At 58.8% G+C, this 17,206-nt stretch carries 16 protein-coding genes and 1 riboswitch; of the genes, 9 read left to right on the top strand and 7 right to left on the bottom strand.

The features are described 5' to 3' along the window. Positions 1-153 precede the first annotated feature (153 nt). Positions 154-1,299 (bottom strand): acetylornithine deacetylase, encoded by a 1,146-nt coding sequence (argE, locus tag BVU99_RS07635; protein WP_038630012.1) that lies wholly within the window; start codon positions 1,297-1,299, stop codon positions 154-156. A gap of 216 nt (positions 1,300-1,515) precedes the next feature. Between argE and argC the strand changes: the two genes are divergently transcribed. The 4 genes from argC (at position 1,516) to argH (ending at position 6,003) form a co-directional block, all read left to right on the top strand. After that, complete coding sequence (gene argC / locus BVU99_RS07630; protein ID WP_025304655.1) at positions 1,516-2,520, top strand: N-acetyl-gamma-glutamyl-phosphate reductase; 1,005 nt, start codon at positions 1,516-1,518, stop codon at positions 2,518-2,520. Positions 2,521-2,540: 20 nt separating this feature from the next. Beyond that, the gene (gene argB / locus BVU99_RS07625) at positions 2,541-3,314 is read left to right on the top strand and encodes an acetylglutamate kinase (protein WP_099817561.1); all 774 of its coding nucleotides are present in this window, start codon (positions 2,541-2,543) and stop codon (positions 3,312-3,314) included. Between the two features lie 25 nt (positions 3,315-3,339). Then, positions 3,340-4,560 carry an argininosuccinate synthase gene (locus tag BVU99_RS07620; protein WP_004931061.1) on the top strand — a complete coding sequence of 407 codons (1,221 nt, stop codon included), beginning with the start codon at positions 3,340-3,342 and terminating at the stop codon, positions 4,558-4,560. Positions 4,561-4,629: 69 nt separating this feature from the next. After that, positions 4,630-6,003, top strand: coding sequence for an argininosuccinate lyase (gene argH / locus BVU99_RS07615; protein WP_049209116.1), 1,374 nt, complete (start codon positions 4,630-4,632; stop codon positions 6,001-6,003). Positions 6,004-6,039: 36 nt separating this feature from the next. Here the strand turns inward: argH and BVU99_RS07610 are convergent, their stop codons facing one another. From BVU99_RS07610 to BVU99_RS07595, 4 genes are all read right to left on the bottom strand, one after another. After that, complete coding sequence (locus BVU99_RS07610; RefSeq protein ID WP_019452249.1) at positions 6,040-6,366, bottom strand: toxin-antitoxin system HicB family antitoxin; 327 nt, start codon at positions 6,364-6,366, stop codon at positions 6,040-6,042. Continuing rightward, positions 6,353-6,613, bottom strand: coding sequence for a toxin HicA (locus BVU99_RS07605; RefSeq protein ID WP_049209117.1), 261 nt, complete (start codon positions 6,611-6,613; stop codon positions 6,353-6,355). Before BVU99_RS07605 ends, BVU99_RS07610 begins: the two co-directional genes overlap by 14 nt. Before the next feature lie 163 nt (positions 6,614-6,776). Beyond that, positions 6,777-8,225: a dihydrolipoyl dehydrogenase gene (locus BVU99_RS07600; protein WP_099817560.1), complete on the bottom strand. Its 1,449-nt coding sequence runs from the start codon at positions 8,223-8,225 to the stop codon at positions 6,777-6,779. A gap of 72 nt (positions 8,226-8,297) precedes the next feature. Further along, positions 8,298-9,029, bottom strand: coding sequence for a glutathione peroxidase (locus tag BVU99_RS07595; RefSeq protein ID WP_015379403.1), 732 nt, complete (start codon positions 9,027-9,029; stop codon positions 8,298-8,300). Positions 9,030-9,180: 151 nt separating this feature from the next. Between BVU99_RS07595 and oxyR the strand changes: the two genes are divergently transcribed. After that, positions 9,181-10,098 (top strand): DNA-binding transcriptional regulator OxyR, encoded by a 918-nt coding sequence (gene oxyR, locus BVU99_RS07590; protein ID WP_025304651.1) that lies wholly within the window; start codon positions 9,181-9,183, stop codon positions 10,096-10,098. Here the strand turns inward: oxyR and sthA are convergent. Beyond that, a complete protein-coding gene (gene sthA, locus BVU99_RS07585; protein ID WP_004931047.1) occupies positions 10,081-11,478 on the bottom strand; it encodes a Si-specific NAD(P)(+) transhydrogenase in 1,398 nt (465 codons plus the stop codon). The genes oxyR and sthA overlap by 18 nt on opposite strands. A 218-nt stretch (positions 11,479-11,696) precedes the next feature. Between sthA and fabR the strand changes: the two genes are divergently transcribed. Together fabR and BVU99_RS07575 are read left to right on the top strand one after the other, a co-directional pair. Then, positions 11,697-12,329, top strand: a complete 633-nt coding sequence (fabR, locus tag BVU99_RS07580) for an HTH-type transcriptional repressor FabR (RefSeq protein WP_004931044.1) — start codon at positions 11,697-11,699, stop codon at positions 12,327-12,329. A 15-nt stretch (positions 12,330-12,344) separates the two neighbouring features. Further along, the gene (locus BVU99_RS07575) at positions 12,345-12,716 is read left to right on the top strand and encodes a YijD family membrane protein (RefSeq protein WP_025304650.1); all 372 of its coding nucleotides are present in this window, start codon (positions 12,345-12,347) and stop codon (positions 12,714-12,716) included. Positions 12,717-12,750: 34 nt separating this feature from the next. Here BVU99_RS07575 and trmA read toward each other — a convergent pair whose 3' ends face one another. Then, positions 12,751-13,854, bottom strand: a complete 1,104-nt coding sequence (trmA, locus tag BVU99_RS07570) for a tRNA (uridine(54)-C5)-methyltransferase TrmA (RefSeq protein WP_099817559.1) — start codon at positions 13,852-13,854, stop codon at positions 12,751-12,753. Positions 13,855-13,976: 122 nt separating this feature from the next. Next, positions 13,977-14,190, top strand: a riboswitch (cobalamin riboswitch). A gap of 68 nt (positions 14,191-14,258) precedes the next feature. Between trmA and btuB the strand changes: the two genes are divergently transcribed. Both btuB and murI read left to right on the top strand, forming a co-directional pair. Continuing rightward, a complete protein-coding gene (gene btuB, locus BVU99_RS07565) occupies positions 14,259-16,136 on the top strand; it encodes a TonB-dependent vitamin B12 receptor BtuB (protein ID WP_025304648.1) in 1,878 nt (625 codons plus the stop codon). After that, positions 16,081-16,944 (top strand): glutamate racemase, encoded by an 864-nt coding sequence (gene murI, locus BVU99_RS07560; protein ID WP_049205307.1) that lies wholly within the window; start codon positions 16,081-16,083, stop codon positions 16,942-16,944. The genes btuB and murI overlap by 56 nt, the downstream gene beginning before the upstream one ends. The last annotated feature ends 262 nt before the right edge of the window (positions 16,945-17,206 follow it).

Raw genomic sequence — 17,206 nt, 5'->3', positions numbered from 1 at the left:
ATTGACACTATTTTTAGCAAAAAAACATCAAAATCGGCGCATTTTCTGAAATTTAATTACGCCGCGTGGGTTATCAGCGTGGCTTATTTCGCTGCCTTCTACTTATTTTGAGTTAGGGGAAGCATAAAGCATTTCCCCTGCTAAATGTCGGGTTTATTGCTGGCAAAAGTGATTGATCAGCTGGCCCAACAGTTTGCGCGTCGGTTCGATAAACGCGGTGTCGATGTATTCGTCCGGCTGGTGGGCCTGATCGATGGAACCGGGGCCGAGCACCAACGTCGGGCAGACCTGCTGAACGAACGGCGCTTCGGTGCAGTAGTTGACCACCTGCGTGCGGGTGCCCAGCAGTTCCTCGATCACTGCCACCATGCGGTGGTCGGTCGGGCATTCGTAGCCCGGTACCGACGCGTGCAGCTCTTCGATGGTCAGGCGGCCCGGCCAGCGTTGGCTCACCGGCTCCAATGCCTGATGCATCAGTTCGTTGATGTTGTCGAGCGTCATGCCGGGCAGCGGGCGGATATCCAGGTGCAGCTCGCAGCAGGCGCAGATGCGGTTGGCCGCGTCGCCGCCGCTGATATGGCCGAAGTTCATGGTGGGATAAGGCACGGCGAACGCCGGGTTGTTGTAGCGCTCCTGCAGGGTTTTGCGCAGCTCCATCAGGCGGCCGATGGACTCGTGCATCAGATCGATGGCGTTGACGCCGCGCGCCGGATCGCTGGAGTGACCGGACTGGCCGACGATGCGAATGGCGTTGGCCATGTGGCCCTTGTGCGCGCGCACCGGCTGCAGCGAGGTCGGCTCACCGATGATGGCGAAATCTGGACGAATGGCGGTAGAGGCGGCGAAGTAACGCGCGCCGGCCATCGTCGTTTCTTCATCTGCGGTGGCTAAAATGTACAGCGGCTTGGTCAATTTGCTCGCGTCGATATCGCGCACCGCATCCAGAATAAAGGCGAAGAAGCCTTTCATGTCGGCGGTGCCCAGCCCGTAGAGCTTGTTGTCGTGCTCGGTCAGGGTGAAGGGATCGCGCGTCCAGCGGCCTTCGTCGTAAGGCACCGTATCGGTGTGGCCGGCCAGCAGCAGGCCGCCGCTGCCTTCGCCGATGCTGGCCAGCAGGTTGAATTTGTGGCGCGACTCCGGCACCGGCTGTACGTCGACGCGAAAGCCCAGGTCGGCAAACCATCCGGCCAGCAAGTTGATTAACGCCTCATTGCTCTGATCGAGGCCGGCATCGGTGGCGCTGATTGACGGAGTGGCGATCAACGCCCGGTACAGCTCAATAAATGGAGGTAATTTCATCTTCACTGTTGACAGCCTTTGGTTAGGATAGTATCAATATTCATGCATTTATTTTGAATAAAAATACAGTAAGCCGACGCGTAAGGGAACCCGATACCCGGATGTTTATAAAAGCATCAACGCCTGGCTCCGTGGGTGAACGGCGCAACAACGCTGGCTAGCCCTGTTACCTGGGTCGCAAGCGACCGCACGTCAGTTTAGAAGGTGAAAGGCCACATGTTGAATACGCTGATCGTTGGTGCCAGCGGTTACGCCGGAGCGGAGCTCACGGCTTACCTGAATCGCCACCCACACATGAACATAACCGCTTTAGCGGTTTCAGCGCAAAGTGCAGATGCAGGAAAGTTGCTTTCCGATCTCCATCCCCAGTTGAAAGGCATCGTCGATCTGCCGCTGCAACCGTTGACCGACGTTGCCAAGGCGGCGCAGGGCATCGACGTGGTGTTCCTCGCCACCGCCCATGAAGTCAGCCACGATATCGCACCGGCCTTCCTGGCGGCGGGCTGCGTGGTGTTCGATCTGTCCGGCGCCTTTCGCGTGCAGGACGCCGGTTTTTATAGCCAGTACTACGGTTTCGAGCATCAGCATGGCGCCCTGCTGGAGCAGGCGGTGTACGGCCTGGCGGAGTGGCAGAGCGACAAGATCAAACAGGCGCAGCTGATTGCCGTGCCGGGCTGTTACCCGACGGCGGCGCAGCTGGCGCTGAAACCGTTAATCGAAAAACAGCTGCTGAACCTCGACCAGTGGCCGGTGATCAACGCCACCAGCGGCGTTAGCGGCGCCGGTCGCAAGGCCAGCATGACCACCAGCTTCTGCGAAGTGAGCCTGCAGCCGTACGGTATTTTCACTCACCGGCACCAGCCGGAGATCGCCGCGCACCTGGGCGTGCCGGTTATCTTTACGCCGCACCTGGGCAACTTCCCGCGCGGCATCCTTGAAACCATCACCTGCCGCCTGAAGGCCGGCGTGACCGCGCAGGACGTCGCGGCCGCCTATCATGCCGCCTATGACGACAAGCCGCTGGTGCGGTTGTACGACCAGGGCGTGCCGGCGCTGAAAGCGGTGGTGGGGTTGCCGTTCTGCGATATCGGTTTTGCGGTGCAGGGCGAGCATCTGATCGCCGTCGCGGTGGAAGACAACCTGCTGAAAGGCGCGGCGGCGCAGGCGGTGCAATGCCTGAATATCCGTTTCGGCTTCCCGGAAACCCAGTCACTCCTTTAAACCAGCGTGAGTAAACAGCAATGAACCCGTTAATTATCAAGTTAGGTGGCGTGTTATTAGACAGTGAAGAAGCGCTGGAGCGTCTGTTTACCGCGCTGGACAGCTACCGCCAGCAGCATCAGCGTCCGCTGGTGATCGTGCACGGCGGCGGCTGCGTGGTGGACGAACTGATGAAGCAGCTCGCTTTGCCGGTGGTGAAAAAGAACGGGCTGCGGGTCACGCCGGCCGATCAGATCGACATCATCACCGGCGCGCTGGCCGGCACCGCCAACAAAACGCTGCTGGCGTGGGCGATTAAACATCAAATCAACGCCGTCGGCCTGAGCCTGGCGGACGGCGGCAGCGCGGTCGTGACCCCGCTCGATCCGGCATTGGGCCACGTCGGCAACGCGCAGTCCGGTTCGCCCGCGCTGCTCAATACCCTGCTGGGCGCCGGCTACCTGCCGGTTATCAGCTCCATCGGCATCACCGCCGAAGGGCAGTTAATGAACGTGAACGCCGATCAGGCGGCGACGGCGCTGGCGGCGACGCTGGGGGCGGACCTGATCCTGCTGTCGGACGTCAGCGGCATCCTCGACGGCAAGGGGCAACGCATTGCGGAAATGACGGCGCAAAAAGCGGAACAACTGATCGCGCAAGGCATCATCACCGATGGTATGGTGGTGAAGGTGAATGCGGCGCTCGACGCCGCCCGCACCCTCGGCCGCCCGGTGGATATCGCCAGCTGGCGCCATGCCGATCAGCTTCCTGCTTTGTTTAACGGCGTGTCGATTGGCACCCGGATCCTCGCTTAATTTTAGAATTAGAAAGGAATAGATCATGCAAAACCAAGGCATCAAAAAAATCGTTCTGGCGTACTCCGGCGGCCTGGATACCTCGGCCATCATTCCATGGCTGAAAGAGAACTACGGCGGCTGTGAAGTGGTGGCGTTCGTGGCGGACATCGGCCAGGAGCGCAGCGATCTGGAAGGCGTGGAGCAAAAAGCCCTGCAGTCCGGTGCCTCTGAATGTCACGTGGTCGATCTGCGTGAAGAATTTATCCGCGATTACGTTTATCCGGTGCTGCAGACCGGCGCCCTGTACGAGGGCAGCTACCTACTGGGTACCTCGATGGCGCGGCCGATCATCGCCAAGGCGCAGGTCGAGCTGGCGTTGAAAGTGGGCGCCGATGCGCTGTGCCACGGCGCGACCGGCAAAGGCAACGACCAGGTGCGTTTCGAGACCACCTACACCGCGCTGGCGCCGCAGCTGAAAGTGGTGGCGCCGTGGCGCGAGTGGAACCTGCGTTCCCGTGAAGCGCTGCTGGATTACCTGAAAGAGCGCAACATCCCGACCACCGCGTCGCTGGAAAAAATCTACAGCCGCGATGAGAACGCCTGGCACATCTCCACCGAAGGCGGCGTGCTGGAAAGCCCGTGGAATGCGCCGAACAAAGATTGTTGGGTATGGACCGTCGATCCGCAGGAAGCGCCGGATCAGCCTGAGCAGGTGACCGTTACCGTTGAGAAAGGCCGCGTCGTGGCGGTTAACGGTAAAGCGCTGTCGCCGTACCAGTGCCTGGAAACCCTGAACGCGCTGGGCGCCAAGCACGGCGTCGGCCGTATCGACATCGTGGAAAACCGTCTGGTGGGCATCAAATCCCGCGGCTGCTATGAGACTCCAGGGGGCACCATCATGGTGGCGGCGCTGCGCGCCATCGAGCAGCTGGTGCTGGATCGCGACAGCTTCAAATGGCGCGAGCAGCTGGGCCTGGAGATGTCCTATGTGGTGTACGACGGCCGTTGGTTCGCGCCGCTGCGCCGCTCGCTGCAGGCCTCTGCCGAAGCATTGGCTGAAGAGGTGAACGGCGAAGTCGTGCTGCAGCTGTACAAAGGTCAGGTGACGGCGACTCAGAAGAAATCCGCCAACAGCCTGTACTCCGAAGAGTTCGCCACCTTCGGCGAAGACGAAGTTTACGATCACAGCCACGCGGGCGGCTTTATCCGCCTGTTCTCTCTGTCTTCACGCATCCGCGCGTTGAACGAGAAAAAGAATAAATAACCGATTGGCGTGACTCTGCAAGGGCGCAGCATGCTGCGCCCTTTCGCATAAAAATTCAGGAGTAAAGGTATGGCACTTTGGGGCGGACGGTTCACTCAGGCGGCGGATCAGCGGTTCAAGCAACTCAATGATTCGCTGCGGTTCGATTATCGCCTGGCGGAGCAGGATATCGTGGGCTCGGTGGCCTGGTCGAAGGCGCTGGTGACCGTTAACGTGTTGACGGCAACGGAGCAACAGCTGCTGGAGCAGGCGCTGAATGCACTACTGACGGAAGTCCAGGCCGATCCTTTGGCGATCGTCCAAAGCGATGCCGAAGACATCCACAGCTGGGTGGAGCAGAAGCTGATCGAGAAGGTCGGCGATTTGGGCAAGAAGCTGCACACTGGCCGCAGCCGCAACGATCAGGTCGCGACCGATCTGAAGCTGTGGTGCAAACAGCAGATCGGCGATCTGCATCAGGCGATCGTCCAGCTGCAGCAGGCGCTGGTGGAGACCGCCGAAGCCAATCAGGATGCGGTGATGCCGGGGTATACCCACCTGCAACGCGCGCAGCCGGTGACTTTCGCGCACTGGTGCCTGGCCTATGTCGAGATGCTGGCGCGCGATGAGAGCCGACTGCAGGATACCCTGAAACGGCTGGACGTCAGCCCGCTGGGCAGCGGCGCGCTGGCCGGCACTGCGTATCCTATCGATCGCGAGCAACTGGCCGGCTGGCTGGGCTTCGCCTCGGCGACCCGCAACAGCCTGGACAGCGTATCCGATCGCGATCACGTGCTGGAGTTGCTGTCCAACGCCGCCATCAGCATGGTGCACCTGTCACGCTTCGCCGAAGATCTGATCTTCTTCAACAGCGGCGAAGCGGCGTTTGTCGAGCTGTCTGACCGCGTGACCTCCGGCTCTTCGCTGATGCCGCAGAAGAAAAACCCGGACGCGCTGGAGCTGATCCGCGGCAAGTGCGGCCGCGTACAGGGCGCGCTGACCGGCATGATGATGACGCTGAAAGGCCTGCCGCTGGCGTACAACAAAGACATGCAGGAAGACAAAGAAGGGCTGTTCGACGCGCTCGACACCTGGATGGACTGCCTGCAGATGGCGGCGCTGGTGCTGGACGGCATTCAGGTGAAGCGCCCGCGCTGTCAGGAAGCGGCGGAGCAGGGCTATGCCAACGCCACCGAGCTGGCGGATTACCTGGTCGCCAAGGGCGTGCCGTTCCGCGAAGCGCACCATATCGTCGGTGAGGCGGTGGTAGAGGCGATTCGCCAGGGCAAACCGCTGGAAGCGCTGCCGCTGGCGGATTTGCAGCAGTTCAGCGCGATGATTGGCGACGACGTCTATCCGATCCTGGCGTTGCAATCCTGCCTGGACAAACGTGCGGCCAAAGGCGGCGTCGCGCCGCAGCAGGTGGCCGCGGCAATCGCCGCAGCGAAACAGCGTTTAGCTTGAGGACGATAAGGGCGGCCTGGTGCCGCCCTTGCACCTCTACCCCGCCAGGCGTGCGCACAGATAACGGTTCAGGCTCACGCCTTCCTCCATCGCGCCGATCGCCAGCCGGCGATGCTGTTCCGGCGTCATGCGTAACACCAGTTTTCCGCTGAAGTTCTTTTCCGCCAGCGCCTGCGGCGGCGTTTCACCTTGCGCCAGCATGTCGGCGATCGTTTCGCTCACGACTTTTTCGATACCCTCCAGTGCGCCGGTACGCGTGGCGGCTAGCCAGGACAGCGAGGGGAATTCGGCGCACAGCCCGACATATTCACGATCTTCCGCTGACCAGGTGATGCGATAGGTATAGTGTTCATGCTTTTCCATGTTCTTCCTCCATTCTGGCCAGTGCGGCGATGACCTGCTTAACCTGATATGCCTTGGCCGCGCCGTTGTTGCCGCGTTGGATATTGATGCGCGGATCGCCTGGCCAGGGCATGTGATAAACGTGATGGCTGCTACCGTTTATGCGCGGCGGCCCAAACCATCGCACGCAGACTTTCGCTAACTCGGCGAATTTGATGCTGTTCTGCCGCTGTTGCAAATCAGCGATGTCATCCCTGATCTCGTTCATGCCGCCTCCATTTTAGTATCGTTATTGGTATCACTTCAATGCCAAAGCATAAAAAATGAGCGCGGGCGGGCCGTGAGGCAAGCGGAGGGAGGAAATTGTGGAAAGTGCTGCGCAAAAAAAACCGGGCCTGAAGGCCCGGTGGATATAAACGGAGAATAAGAGGTTACTCACCCGGACAGCGCTGGCAGCGCTCGATTTCGGCCGTGCCGAGTTTGAGCTTCGCCTGCAGATCGCGCAGCGCGGTGCGCAAGCCTTCTTCGATCACCGGATGATAGAACGGCATGTCCAGCATCTGATCGACGGTCATCTGCTGTTGGTGCGCCCAGGCTAACAGGTGCGCAATGTGTTCGGCGTCGGGGCCGATCATTTCCGCGCCGAGGAAACGGCCGGTGCCTTGCTCGCCGTAGACGTGCAAAATGCCCTTATTGCGCAGCATCACCCGCGAGCGGCCCTGATTCTCAAACGAGACTTTGCCCACTTCAAAGCAGCCGCAGGCGCTGAACTTCTCGCTCAGCTCGCGGAAAGTTGAGCCGACCATGGCGATCTGCGGATCGGAGAACACCACCGAAATCGCGCTGCGGCGCAGACCTGGATTGATCTCCGGGAAGCTGCCGGCGTTGGCGCCGGCGATGCGCGCCTGATCGCTGGCCTCGTGCAACAGCGGCAGCTGGTTGCTGGCGTCGCCGGCGATAAAGATATGCGGCACGCTGGTTTGCATCGTCAGGCGGTCGGCCAGCGGCACGCCTCGAGCGTCGAGCTGCAGGTCGGTGTTTTCGAGACCCAGCCGATCGACGTTGGGGCGGCGGCCGGTGGCGGCCAGCACGTAGTCCACCAGGATCTCCTGCGACTGGCCCTGCAGATCCTGATAGCGGATAAATACGCGGTCGCCTTCGCGCTGCATCATCTCCACTTTCACGTCGGCGTCGAGGTAGAACTCTTCTCCCAGCGTTTTGGCGGCGTAATCGCGCACGGCGCTGTCGGTCAGCGGCCCGACGGCGCCGCCGATGCCGAAGACCTTGGTGTCGACGCCGAGGCGGTGCAGCGCTTGCCCCAGCTCCAGCCCGATGACGCCGGGGCCGAATACCGCCACGGACTGCGGCAAGTCATCCCAGTTGAACAGATCGTCGTTGACGATCAGGCGATCGCCCAGTTCGTTCCACGGCGCCGGCCAGCTGGGGCGAGAGCCGGTGGCGATCACGATGCGCTGCGCCACGATGCGCGTATGGTCATCGACCTGCAGCGTGTTGTCGTCGATAAAGCGGGCATAGCCCTGAATTTTGTCGGCGGCCGGGATCTCGTCCACGCCTTCCAGCACGAAGCCGACGAAACGATCGCGTTCGCGTTTGACGCGCGCCATCACCTCGCGTCCGTCGATGCGGGTTTTACCGGCTGGGTGCACGCCAAAGCCCGGCGCGCGTTCGATTTGATGCACCGCTTCGGCGGCGGCGATCAATAATTTGGATGGCATGCAGCCAACGCGCGCACAGGTGGTGCCGTAAGGCCCGCCTTCAATCATCACCACGCTGGGGGTAGACAGTTTGGCCGCGCGATAGGCGCCGAGCCCTGCGGTGCCGCCGCCGATGACCGCAACATCAACGTTCAACAGTTTCATATCCGCTCCTGAAAGGTAAAAAAAGGGCGGGCCGTAGCCCGCCAAAGTTCACGTTGGCTTTGTTATTACTTATTAAGCTGACAGGAAAGTTTCCAGATCGTCGCTGCCGCCAATGTGACGGCCGCCGATGAACACCTGCGGCACCGTGGCGCGGCCGCTGACGGCGCGCAGGCTAACGGTGGTGGCGTCTTTGCCCAGGACGATCTCTTCATACTGAATGCCGCGCTCTTGCAGCATCTGTTTGGCTTTGGCGCAGAATGGGCAACCCGGTTTGGTGAACAGGGAGACCGATTCCTGCACTTTGAATTCCGGCGCCAGGTATTTCAGCATGGTGTCGGCGTCGGACACTTCAAACGGGTCGCCCGGCTTGTTCGGCTCGACGAACATTTTCTCGACCACGCCGTTGCGCACCAGCATCGAGTAGCGCCATGAACGAGGGCCAAAGCCCAGGTCCGCTTTCTCGACCAGCATGTTCATGCCTTTGGTGAATTCACCGTTGCCGTCCGGCACGAAGGTGATGTTTTCCGCATGTTGGTCGGCTTTCCAGGCGTTCATCACGAAGGTGTCGTTCACGGAGACGCAAAGAATGCTGTCGACGCCGTGCTGCTTGAATACGCTGGACAGTTCGTTGTAGCGCGGCAGGTGGCTCGAAGAACAGGTCGGCGTGAACGCGCCCGGCAGCGAGAAAACAATGACGGTTTTGTTTTTGAACAGGTCATCAGTGGTCACATCAATCCATTGGTCGCCCTGACGGGTGTGGAAAGTAACCTGAGGAACTTTCTTGCCTTCTTGACTGGTAAACATTGATTAACCCCTTAATTAGGAAAAGTAATTTTTAGCATTTAGCGCGATATCGCTTCGTTGGGACACATTATTGTCGCTGGGGCTTGATAGATCTAATCGCTCATTGCTATCTTATCTATCGCCATGAGCTATCATGGAATGGAGGGAAACAATGAATATTCGTGATTTAGAGTATCTGGTCGCCTTGGCCGAGCACCGGCACTTCCGCCGCGCGGCCGATTCATGCCATGTAAGCCAACCCACGCTGAGCGGGCAGATCCGCAAGCTGGAAGACGAGTTGGGCGTCATGCTGCTCGAACGCACCAGCCGCAAGGTACTGTTCACCCAGGCGGGCCTGTTGCTGGTGGAGCAGGCGCGTACCGTGCTGCGCGAAGTGAAAGTGTTGAAGGAGATGGCCAGCCAGCAGGGCGAGGCCATGTCCGGGCCGCTGCACATCGGTCTGATCCCGACCGTGGGGCCTTATCTGCTGCCGCAGATCATCCCGACGCTGCACAAAACCTTCCCGAAACTGGAAATGTACCTGCACGAAGCGCAAACCCACCAACTGCTGGCGCAACTCGACAGCGGCAAGCTGGACTGCGCCATTCTGGCGCTGGTGAAGGAAACCGAGGCGTTTATCGAAGTGCCTCTGTTCGATGAACCGATGAAGCTGGCGGTGTATTCCGATCACCCGTGGGCGCAGCGCGAGCGCGTGGCGATGCCGGATTTGGCGGGAGAAAAGCTGCTGATGCTGGAAGATGGCCACTGCCTGCGCGATCAGGCGATGGGCTTCTGCTTCCAGGCGGGCGCGGACGAGGATACCCACTTCCGCGCCACCAGTCTGGAAACGCTGCGCAATATGGTCGCGGCCGGCAGCGGCATTACCCTGCTGCCGTCCCTGGCGGTGCCGCCGCAGCGCGAGCGCGATGGCGTCTGCTATCTGGATTGCTACAAGCCGGAGCCGAAGCGCACCATCGCGTTGGTGTATCGCCCCGGTTCCCCACTGCGCAGCCGTTATGAGCAGTTGGCCGAAGCGATCCGCGAGCACATGCAGGGCTACATCGACAACGCGTTAAAACAGGCGGTTTAAGCCGTTAAGCGCTGCCACCCGGTAGGCTTCGGCCATGGTCGGATAGTTGAAGGTCGTATTAACGAAATACTCGATAGTATTGCCTTCACCTTTCTGTTCCATGATCGCCTGACCGATGTGGATGATCTCCGCCGCACGTTCGCCGAAGCAGTGGATCCCGAGGATCTGCAGGGTGTCACGATGGAACAGGATCTTCAGGCTGCCGACGTTCATCCCGGCTATCTGCGCGCGCGCCAGATGTTTGAACTGGGCGCGGCCCACTTCATACGGCACCTTCATCGCCGTCAGTTCCTGCTCGGTTTTGCCGACGGAGCTGATTTCCGGAATGGTGTAGATGCCGGTCGGGATATCTTCGATTAAGTGACCGCTGGCTTCACCGGAGGCGATCGCCTGCGCGGCGATGCGGCCCTGATCGTAGGCGGCGGAAGCCAGACTCGGATAGCCGATGACGTCACCGACCGCATAAATGTGCGACAGCGCGGTTTGATACATGCTGTTCACTTTCAGCAGCCCGCGGCTGTCCGACTCCAGGCCGACGTTCTCCAACCCTAACGAATCGGTGTTACCGGTACGGCCGTTGGCGTACAGCAGGCAGTCCGCTTTCACCTTCTTGCCGGACTTCAGGTGCACGATCACGCCGTCTTCGGTGCCTTCGATCTTCTCGAATTCTTCGTTGTGGCGGATCACCACGCCGTTGTTCCAGAAGTGGTAAGAGAGCGAATCCGACATCTCCTGATCGAGGAACGCCAGCAGACGATCGCGGGTGTTGATCAGATCGACCTTGACGTTCAGGCCGCGGAAGATGGACGCATACTCGCAGCCGATCACCCCGGCGCCGTAAATGATCACGTGGCGTGGCTCATGGCTCAGCTCGAGAATGGAATCGCTGTCGTAGATGCGCGGATGGTTGAAATCGACGCTGGCCGGATGGTAAGGACGCGAGCCGCAGGCGATCACGATGTGATCGGCGCGGATGGTGTCCTGGGTGCCGTCCATGTAGCTGACGCTGACGGTGTTGGCGTCGATGAAGCGCGCGTCGCCGGCGAACAGTTTGCACTGGTTCCGCTCATAGAACCCTTGGCGCATTCGGGTCTGCTGGCTGATGACGTTATCGGCGTGGCGTAAAATGTCAGGGAAGGTCGCGCTGAGCGTGCGCGAGTTGTTGTAAAGCGGGTTCTGGTTGAATTCGATAATGCGGCTGACGGCGTGGCGGAGGGCTTTGGAAGGGATGGTGCCCCAGTGGGTACATCCGCCGCCTACGTTATTGTACCGTTCGATAACGGCCACGCGGGCGCCTTGTTTCACCAGCCCCATGGCGGCACCTTCACCACCAGGGCCCGAGCCAATCACAATGGCATCAAATTGATAGTGCTGTTGCATGTAGGAGAGACCTGTTTTTTTATACAAGATTACAACGGTATCTTAACATCATAGCGCTGCTCACCCAATCACCATTAGGCTTTTTGAGTCAAAGCACAATCGGCTCAGGGCGGAAGTGTGATAGAGCGCGTTAGTATAAATGCTGTTGCAATAAAATTTGCTATATTGCCGAGTCTAGGGCGTTAGACTGAGAAAATGGAACCTATCCGGATATGCATATGGGCGTCAGAGCACAACAAAAAGAACGGACTCGTCGTTCCCTGATCGAAGCCGCTTTCAGCCAGCTGAGCGCCGAACGCAGCTTCGCCAGCCTGAGCCTGCGGGAAGTTTCACGCGAGGCGGGCATTGCGCCCACGTCGTTTTATCGCCATTTCCGCGATGTGGACGAGTTGGGGCTGACCATGGTGGACGAAAGCGGCCTGATGCTGCGTCAGTTGATGCGCCAGGCGCGCCAACGCATCGCCAAGGGCGGCAGCGTAATCCGCACCTCGGTGTCCACCTTTATGGAATTTATCGGCAACAACCCGAACGCCTTCCGCCTGCTGCTGCGTGAGCGCTCCGGCACGTCGGCGGCATTCCGTGCGGCAGTGGCGCGCGAGATCCAGCATTTCATCGCTGAACTGGCGGACTACCTCGAATTGGAAAACCACATGCCGCGCAGTTTTACCGAAGCGCAGGCGGAAGCGATGGTCACCATCGTGTTCAGCGCCGGCGCGGAAGCGCTGGATATCGACGTCGAGCAGCGGCAGCAGCTGGAAGAACGGCTGGTGCTGCAGCTACGGATGATCTCCAAAGGGGCGTATTACTGGTATCGTCGCGAACAAGAAAAAGCTTCTGTGTCCCACGTATAAAAAAGGTAAAAAATGATGGAAAAACCAGGCCGTGAAAATGGCACCTTACTGCTGGCGTTAATTGCCGGCCTTTCGATCAACGGTTCCTTTGCTGCGCTGTTCAGCTCGGTGGTGCCGTTTTCGATCTTCCCGCTGATCGCGTTGGTGCTGGCGGTGTACTGCCTGCATCAGCGTTACCTGAACCGCGCCATGCCGGATGGCATGCCGAAGCTGGCGGCGGCCTGTTTCCTGCTGGGGCTGCTGCTGTACAGCGCCATCGTGCGCGCCGAATATCCGCAGATCGGCTCCAACTTCCTGCCGTCGGTGATCTGCGTGGCGCTGGTGCTGTGGATCGGGATGAAACTGAAGGCGCGCAAGGCGCCGGATGCGCCGACTCAAGAATCGTAATGAAACGGGGCGCCATCATGGCGCCCCTGTCGTATCAGCGATGCTTTTCCAGCAACACACCGCATTCCATGTGATGGGTATACGGGAACTGATCGAACAGCGCCAGGCGGCTGACCCGGTGGGTGGCCTGCAGCGTTTCCAGGTTGGCACACAGCGTTTCCGGATTGCATGAAATATACAGAATGCGCGGGTAAGCCTGCACCATCTTCACCGTTTCCTCGTCCAGCCCGCTGCGCGGCGGATCGACGAAAATCGTCTCGCAGTTGTAGCCGCTCAGATCGATGCCTTTCAACCGGTTGAATTCGCGTACTCCGTTCATCGCCTGAGTGAAGTCTTCTGCCGCCATGCGGATGATTTGCACGTTGTCGATATGGTTGGCGGCGATGTTGTACTGCGCCGCCGCCACCGACGGCTTGGCGATCTCGGTCGCCAGCACGCGCTCGAAATTGCGCGCCAGCGCCAGCGAGAAGTTGCCGTTGCCGCAGTACAGCTCCAGCAAATCGCCTTTGGAACCGGCGGTAACCGCCAACGCCCACTCCAGCATCTGCACGTTCATGGCCGCGTTGGGCTGCGTGAAGCTGTTTTCCACCTGACGATAGATCATGTCGCGGCTGGCGACCGGCAGCACTTCGTCAACATAATCCTGGTCGAGCATGATCTTGGTCTTCGACGCCCGGCCGATCAGCTGCAGGTCGAAACCCTGAGCGCGCAGCTCGTCGCGCAGCTGCTCGGCTCGCTGTTGCCAAACGTCATCCAGCTTGCGGTGATACAGCAGCGAAGCGATGATTTTGCCGCTTCGCGTCGACAGATAATCGATCTGGAACAGCTTGTGGCGCAGGATCGGCTCCGGTTTCAGCGCGGCGATCAGGGCGGTCATCAGGCGGTTGATCAGCTCGCTGGCCGCCGGGAACTGGTCGACGCGAATACGCTGCTTGGTCTGTTGATCGAACATGATGTGATACATGTCATCCGCGTCGTGCCAGATGCGGAATTCGGCGCGCATGCGGTAATGGTCGACTGGCGAGCGGAACACTTCCGGCTCGGGCGCCGCGAACGGTGACATCAACATCTTCAGGCGGGCGACTTTCTCCGCCAGTTGGTCATCGTAACGTTCAATAGGCAAATTCTCGGGCGTCATGTGTGTCTTCTCGTCAGGCAAATTTGATCAGCGGGGATTGTAGGGAATCAGCCCGTGAAGTCCAGTTTTGTCGCGTTTATTATTTGTAACATTAGTAGCAGTCTAGACATCTATTTTCATTGATCGTAGCATTGCCGTCCGGCCTCAAGCAGCGAGTGAAAAGGGAATCCGGTGTGAATCCGGAGCTGACGCGCAGCGGTAAGGGGAAGTCACGGCGATAGCGTTTCGACGCAGACACTGTCCACTGCAGGATGGGAAGTCATCGCCCGTTGCTGGTCGCGCCCCGCGGCCCGCAAATCCCAAGCCCGAAGACCTGCCGGTGTTACGTCGCAATGTCCGTGGCCGTCGCGAACTACCGGCCATGATCCTGCGGCATCCGCCAATTAAGTTTGGATGCTTTTCTCATGACAATTACAAAAAATACGCTGCTGGCGGTGGTCTCCTCCGTCACGGCTTTTTCTGGATGGGCGCAAGACAACACCACAGCCAAGAATGGCGATAACCTGGTGGTGACCGCCAACCGTTTCCCGCAGCCGGTTTCTTCTGTGCTGGCACCGACTTCCATCGTCACCCGTAACGATATCGATCGCTGGCAGGCCAAAAGCCTGACCGACGTGATGCGCCGTTTGCCGGGCGTGGACGTTGGCCAAAACGGTGGATTGGGACAAAAGAGCTCGCTGTTTATTCGCGGCACCAACTCCAGCCATGTGCTGGTGCTAATTGACGGCATTCGCCTTAATCAGGCGGGCGTCAGCGGTTCTTCCGATCTCAGCCAAATCCCGATTTCGCTGGTGCAGAAAGTCGAATACATTCGCGGCCCGCGCTCGGCGGTGTACGGCTCCGATGCCATCGGCGGCGTGGTCAACATTATTACCACCCGCGAAAAGAACGGCACGACGCTCTCAGCCGGCGTCGGCTCCAACGGCTATCAATCCTATGACGCGTCGACCCAACAACAACTGGGTGACAGCACCGTGGCGACGGTGGCGGGGAATTACACCTATACCAAAGGGTATGACGTGGTGGCTGAAGGTAATACCAGTATTCCTCAGCCCGATCGCGACGGCTTTATGAGCAAATTGCTCTACGGCGCATTGCAGCACCAATTTAACGAGCAAATCAGCGGTTTTGTGCGTGGTTATGGTTACGATAATCGTACAGGCTACGATGGATTCTATTCTTACGATAAAGACTTCAATATTACCGGTCTGCCCGATACCCGTAAGCTGTACAGCCAAACATGGGACACGGGGTTGCGCTATCAGGAAGGGATTTACGCCACGCAGCTAGTGGGGAGTTACAGCCACAGCAAAGACTACAATTACGATCCGCGCAAAGGCCAGTATGCGATCTCCTCCAGTTTGGATGATTCGGAACAGTACAATCTGCAGTGGGGCAACACGTTCAAGGTTGCCCAAGGCACCATTAGTGCGGGCGCAGATTGGCAGGATCAACAAATCAAACCGGGTACCGCGTCCGTCAGCAGCGAGAGAAGCCAGCGCAATACTGGCATCTATCTGACTGGGCAACAGTTGGTGGGACCGGTGACGCTGGAGGCTGCTGCGCGTGGCGACGACAACTCGGAGTTCGGTTGGCACGGCACCTGGCAAACCAGTGCAGCCTGGGAATTCATCGAGGGGTATCGTTTCATTGCCTCTTACGGTACCGCGTTCAAAGCGCCAAACATGAACCAGTTGTTTAGTACCACTTACGGCAACAATAATTTGAAACCGGAAGAAAGCAAGCAATGGGAAGGCGGTTTTGAAGGCTTGACCGGGCCTGTGACCTGGCGTATTTCCGGTTATCGCAATGACATTGATAATCTTATCGACAGCGATCCGGTGAGTTACCGCTATTATAATATCGGTAAGGCGACCATTAAAGGTGTAGAGGCCACGGCTTCTTTTGAAACCGGCCCGCTGACGCATCAGATTGGTTACGATTATGTCGACCCGCGCAATGCTAAAACCAACGAAGTGCTGCTGCGCCGCGCTAAACAGCAGGTGAAATACGAGCTGGATTGGCAACTGTACGACTTTGATTGGGCAGTGACCTATCAATACCTGGGTGAGCGCTACGACAAGGATTATGGCGTTTATCCTAGCCCGACGGTTAAACTCGGCGGCGTGAGCCTGTGGGATCTCGCAGTTTCGTATCCGGTCACATCTCATCTGACAGTTCGTGGTAGAATTGCCAACCTGTTTGATAAAGATTATGAGACGGCCTATGGCTACGCTACTCCAGGAAGAGAATACTACCTCACTGGAAGCTATACCTTCTAACAGCACCGCCACACCTCGCCCGACGGTGCTGGTTTTTGATTCCGGCGTCGGCGGGTTGTCGGTGTATCAGGAGGTTCGGCAGTTGCTGCCGGATCTCCACTATATATACGCTTTCGACAACGTGGCGTTCCCCTACGGCGAGAAGTCCGAAGAGTTTATCGTTGAGCGCGTGCTGGAAATTGTCGGCGCGGTGCAGCAGCGTCATCCTCTGGCGATTGTCGTCATTGCCTGTAACACCGCCAGTACTGTCTCCTTACCGGCCCTGCGCGAGCGTTTCAGTTTCCCTGTCGTGGGCGTGGTGCCCGCCATCAAGCCTGCCGCCCGTCTTACCGTTAACGGCATTGTCGGCCTGTTGGCGACCCGCGGTACCGTACAGCGCAGCTACACCCATGAACTGATTTCCCGTTTTGCTACCGACTGTAAGATTGAACTGCTGGGCTCTTCAGAGCTGGTGGAGCTGGCGGAAGCCAAGCTGCACGGCGAAGCCGTGCCGCTGCCGGTGCTGAAGAAGATCCTGCATCCGTGGCTGAGCATGCGCGAGCCGCCGGATACTGTCGTGCTGGGCTGCACCCATTTCCCTCTATTAGCTGAAGAGTTGATGCAGGTGTTGCCGGAAGGCACCCGGCTGGTGGATTCCGGCGCGGCGATTGCCCGCCGCACCGCCTGGCTCATCTCAACGCAGGAAAATCTGGTCTCGAGCCAGGAAGAGAATCTGGCGTATTGCATGGCGTTAAATGAAGATACTGACGCTTTATTGCCCGTTTTGCAGGGTTATGGCTTTAAATCGTTGAAAAAACTGCCGCTTTAATGGTGTTTTGGTTAAACATTCAACGGTCGGAAAAAATATTGAAAATAGGGGTTGCGGCCCGCCGAGAACTCCCTATAATGCGCCTCCACTGACCGGGAACAACGACTGACAAGCCGCCGGGTCAGCGAGAAGAAAGCGAAATAAACGCTTGACTCTCAGGGCGAAAAGCGTAATATACGCAGCCCGCGCCGATGAGTTTCTCGGCACTGCTCTTTAACAATTTATCAGACAATCTGTGTGGGCACTCCACAAGACGATATCC

Source organism: Serratia sp. OLAL2 (assembly GCF_002752475.1).
Taxonomy (GTDB): Bacteria; Pseudomonadota; Gammaproteobacteria; order Enterobacterales; family Enterobacteriaceae; genus Serratia; species Serratia bockelmannii.
This window is presented reverse-complemented; position numbering and strand designations above follow the sequence as displayed.

What these genes read in the sequence shown, in the direction of transcription:
- argE (WP_038630012.1), bottom strand. Translation starts at nt 1,299, where the DNA reads ATGAAATTACCTCCATTTATTGAGCTGTACCGGGCGTTGATCGCCACT.
- argC (WP_025304655.1), top strand. Translation starts at nt 1,516, where the DNA reads ATGTTGAATACGCTGATCGTTGGTGCCAGCGGTTACGCCGGAGCGGAG.
- argB (WP_099817561.1), top strand. Translation starts at nt 2,541, where the DNA reads ATGAACCCGTTAATTATCAAGTTAGGTGGCGTGTTATTAGACAGTGAA.
- BVU99_RS07620 (WP_004931061.1), top strand. Translation starts at nt 3,340, where the DNA reads ATGCAAAACCAAGGCATCAAAAAAATCGTTCTGGCGTACTCCGGCGGC.
- argH (WP_049209116.1), top strand. Translation starts at nt 4,630, where the DNA reads ATGGCACTTTGGGGCGGACGGTTCACTCAGGCGGCGGATCAGCGGTTC.
- BVU99_RS07610 (WP_019452249.1), bottom strand. Translation starts at nt 6,366, where the DNA reads ATGGAAAAGCATGAACACTATACCTATCGCATCACCTGGTCAGCGGAA.
- BVU99_RS07605 (WP_049209117.1), bottom strand. Translation starts at nt 6,613, where the DNA reads ATGAACGAGATCAGGGATGACATCGCTGATTTGCAACAGCGGCAGAAC.
- BVU99_RS07600 (WP_099817560.1), bottom strand. Translation starts at nt 8,225, where the DNA reads ATGAAACTGTTGAACGTTGATGTTGCGGTCATCGGCGGCGGCACCGCA.
- BVU99_RS07595 (WP_015379403.1), bottom strand. Translation starts at nt 9,029, where the DNA reads ATGTTTACCAGTCAAGAAGGCAAGAAAGTTCCTCAGGTTACTTTCCAC.
- oxyR (WP_025304651.1), top strand. Translation starts at nt 9,181, where the DNA reads ATGAATATTCGTGATTTAGAGTATCTGGTCGCCTTGGCCGAGCACCGG.
- sthA (WP_004931047.1), bottom strand. Translation starts at nt 11,478, where the DNA reads ATGCAACAGCACTATCAATTTGATGCCATTGTGATTGGCTCGGGCCCT.
- fabR (WP_004931044.1), top strand. Translation starts at nt 11,697, where the DNA reads ATGGGCGTCAGAGCACAACAAAAAGAACGGACTCGTCGTTCCCTGATC.
- BVU99_RS07575 (WP_025304650.1), top strand. Translation starts at nt 12,345, where the DNA reads ATGGAAAAACCAGGCCGTGAAAATGGCACCTTACTGCTGGCGTTAATT.
- trmA (WP_099817559.1), bottom strand. Translation starts at nt 13,854, where the DNA reads ATGACGCCCGAGAATTTGCCTATTGAACGTTACGATGACCAACTGGCG.
- btuB (WP_025304648.1), top strand. Translation starts at nt 14,259, where the DNA reads ATGACAATTACAAAAAATACGCTGCTGGCGGTGGTCTCCTCCGTCACG.
- murI (WP_049205307.1), top strand. Translation starts at nt 16,081, where the DNA reads ATGGCTACGCTACTCCAGGAAGAGAATACTACCTCACTGGAAGCTATA.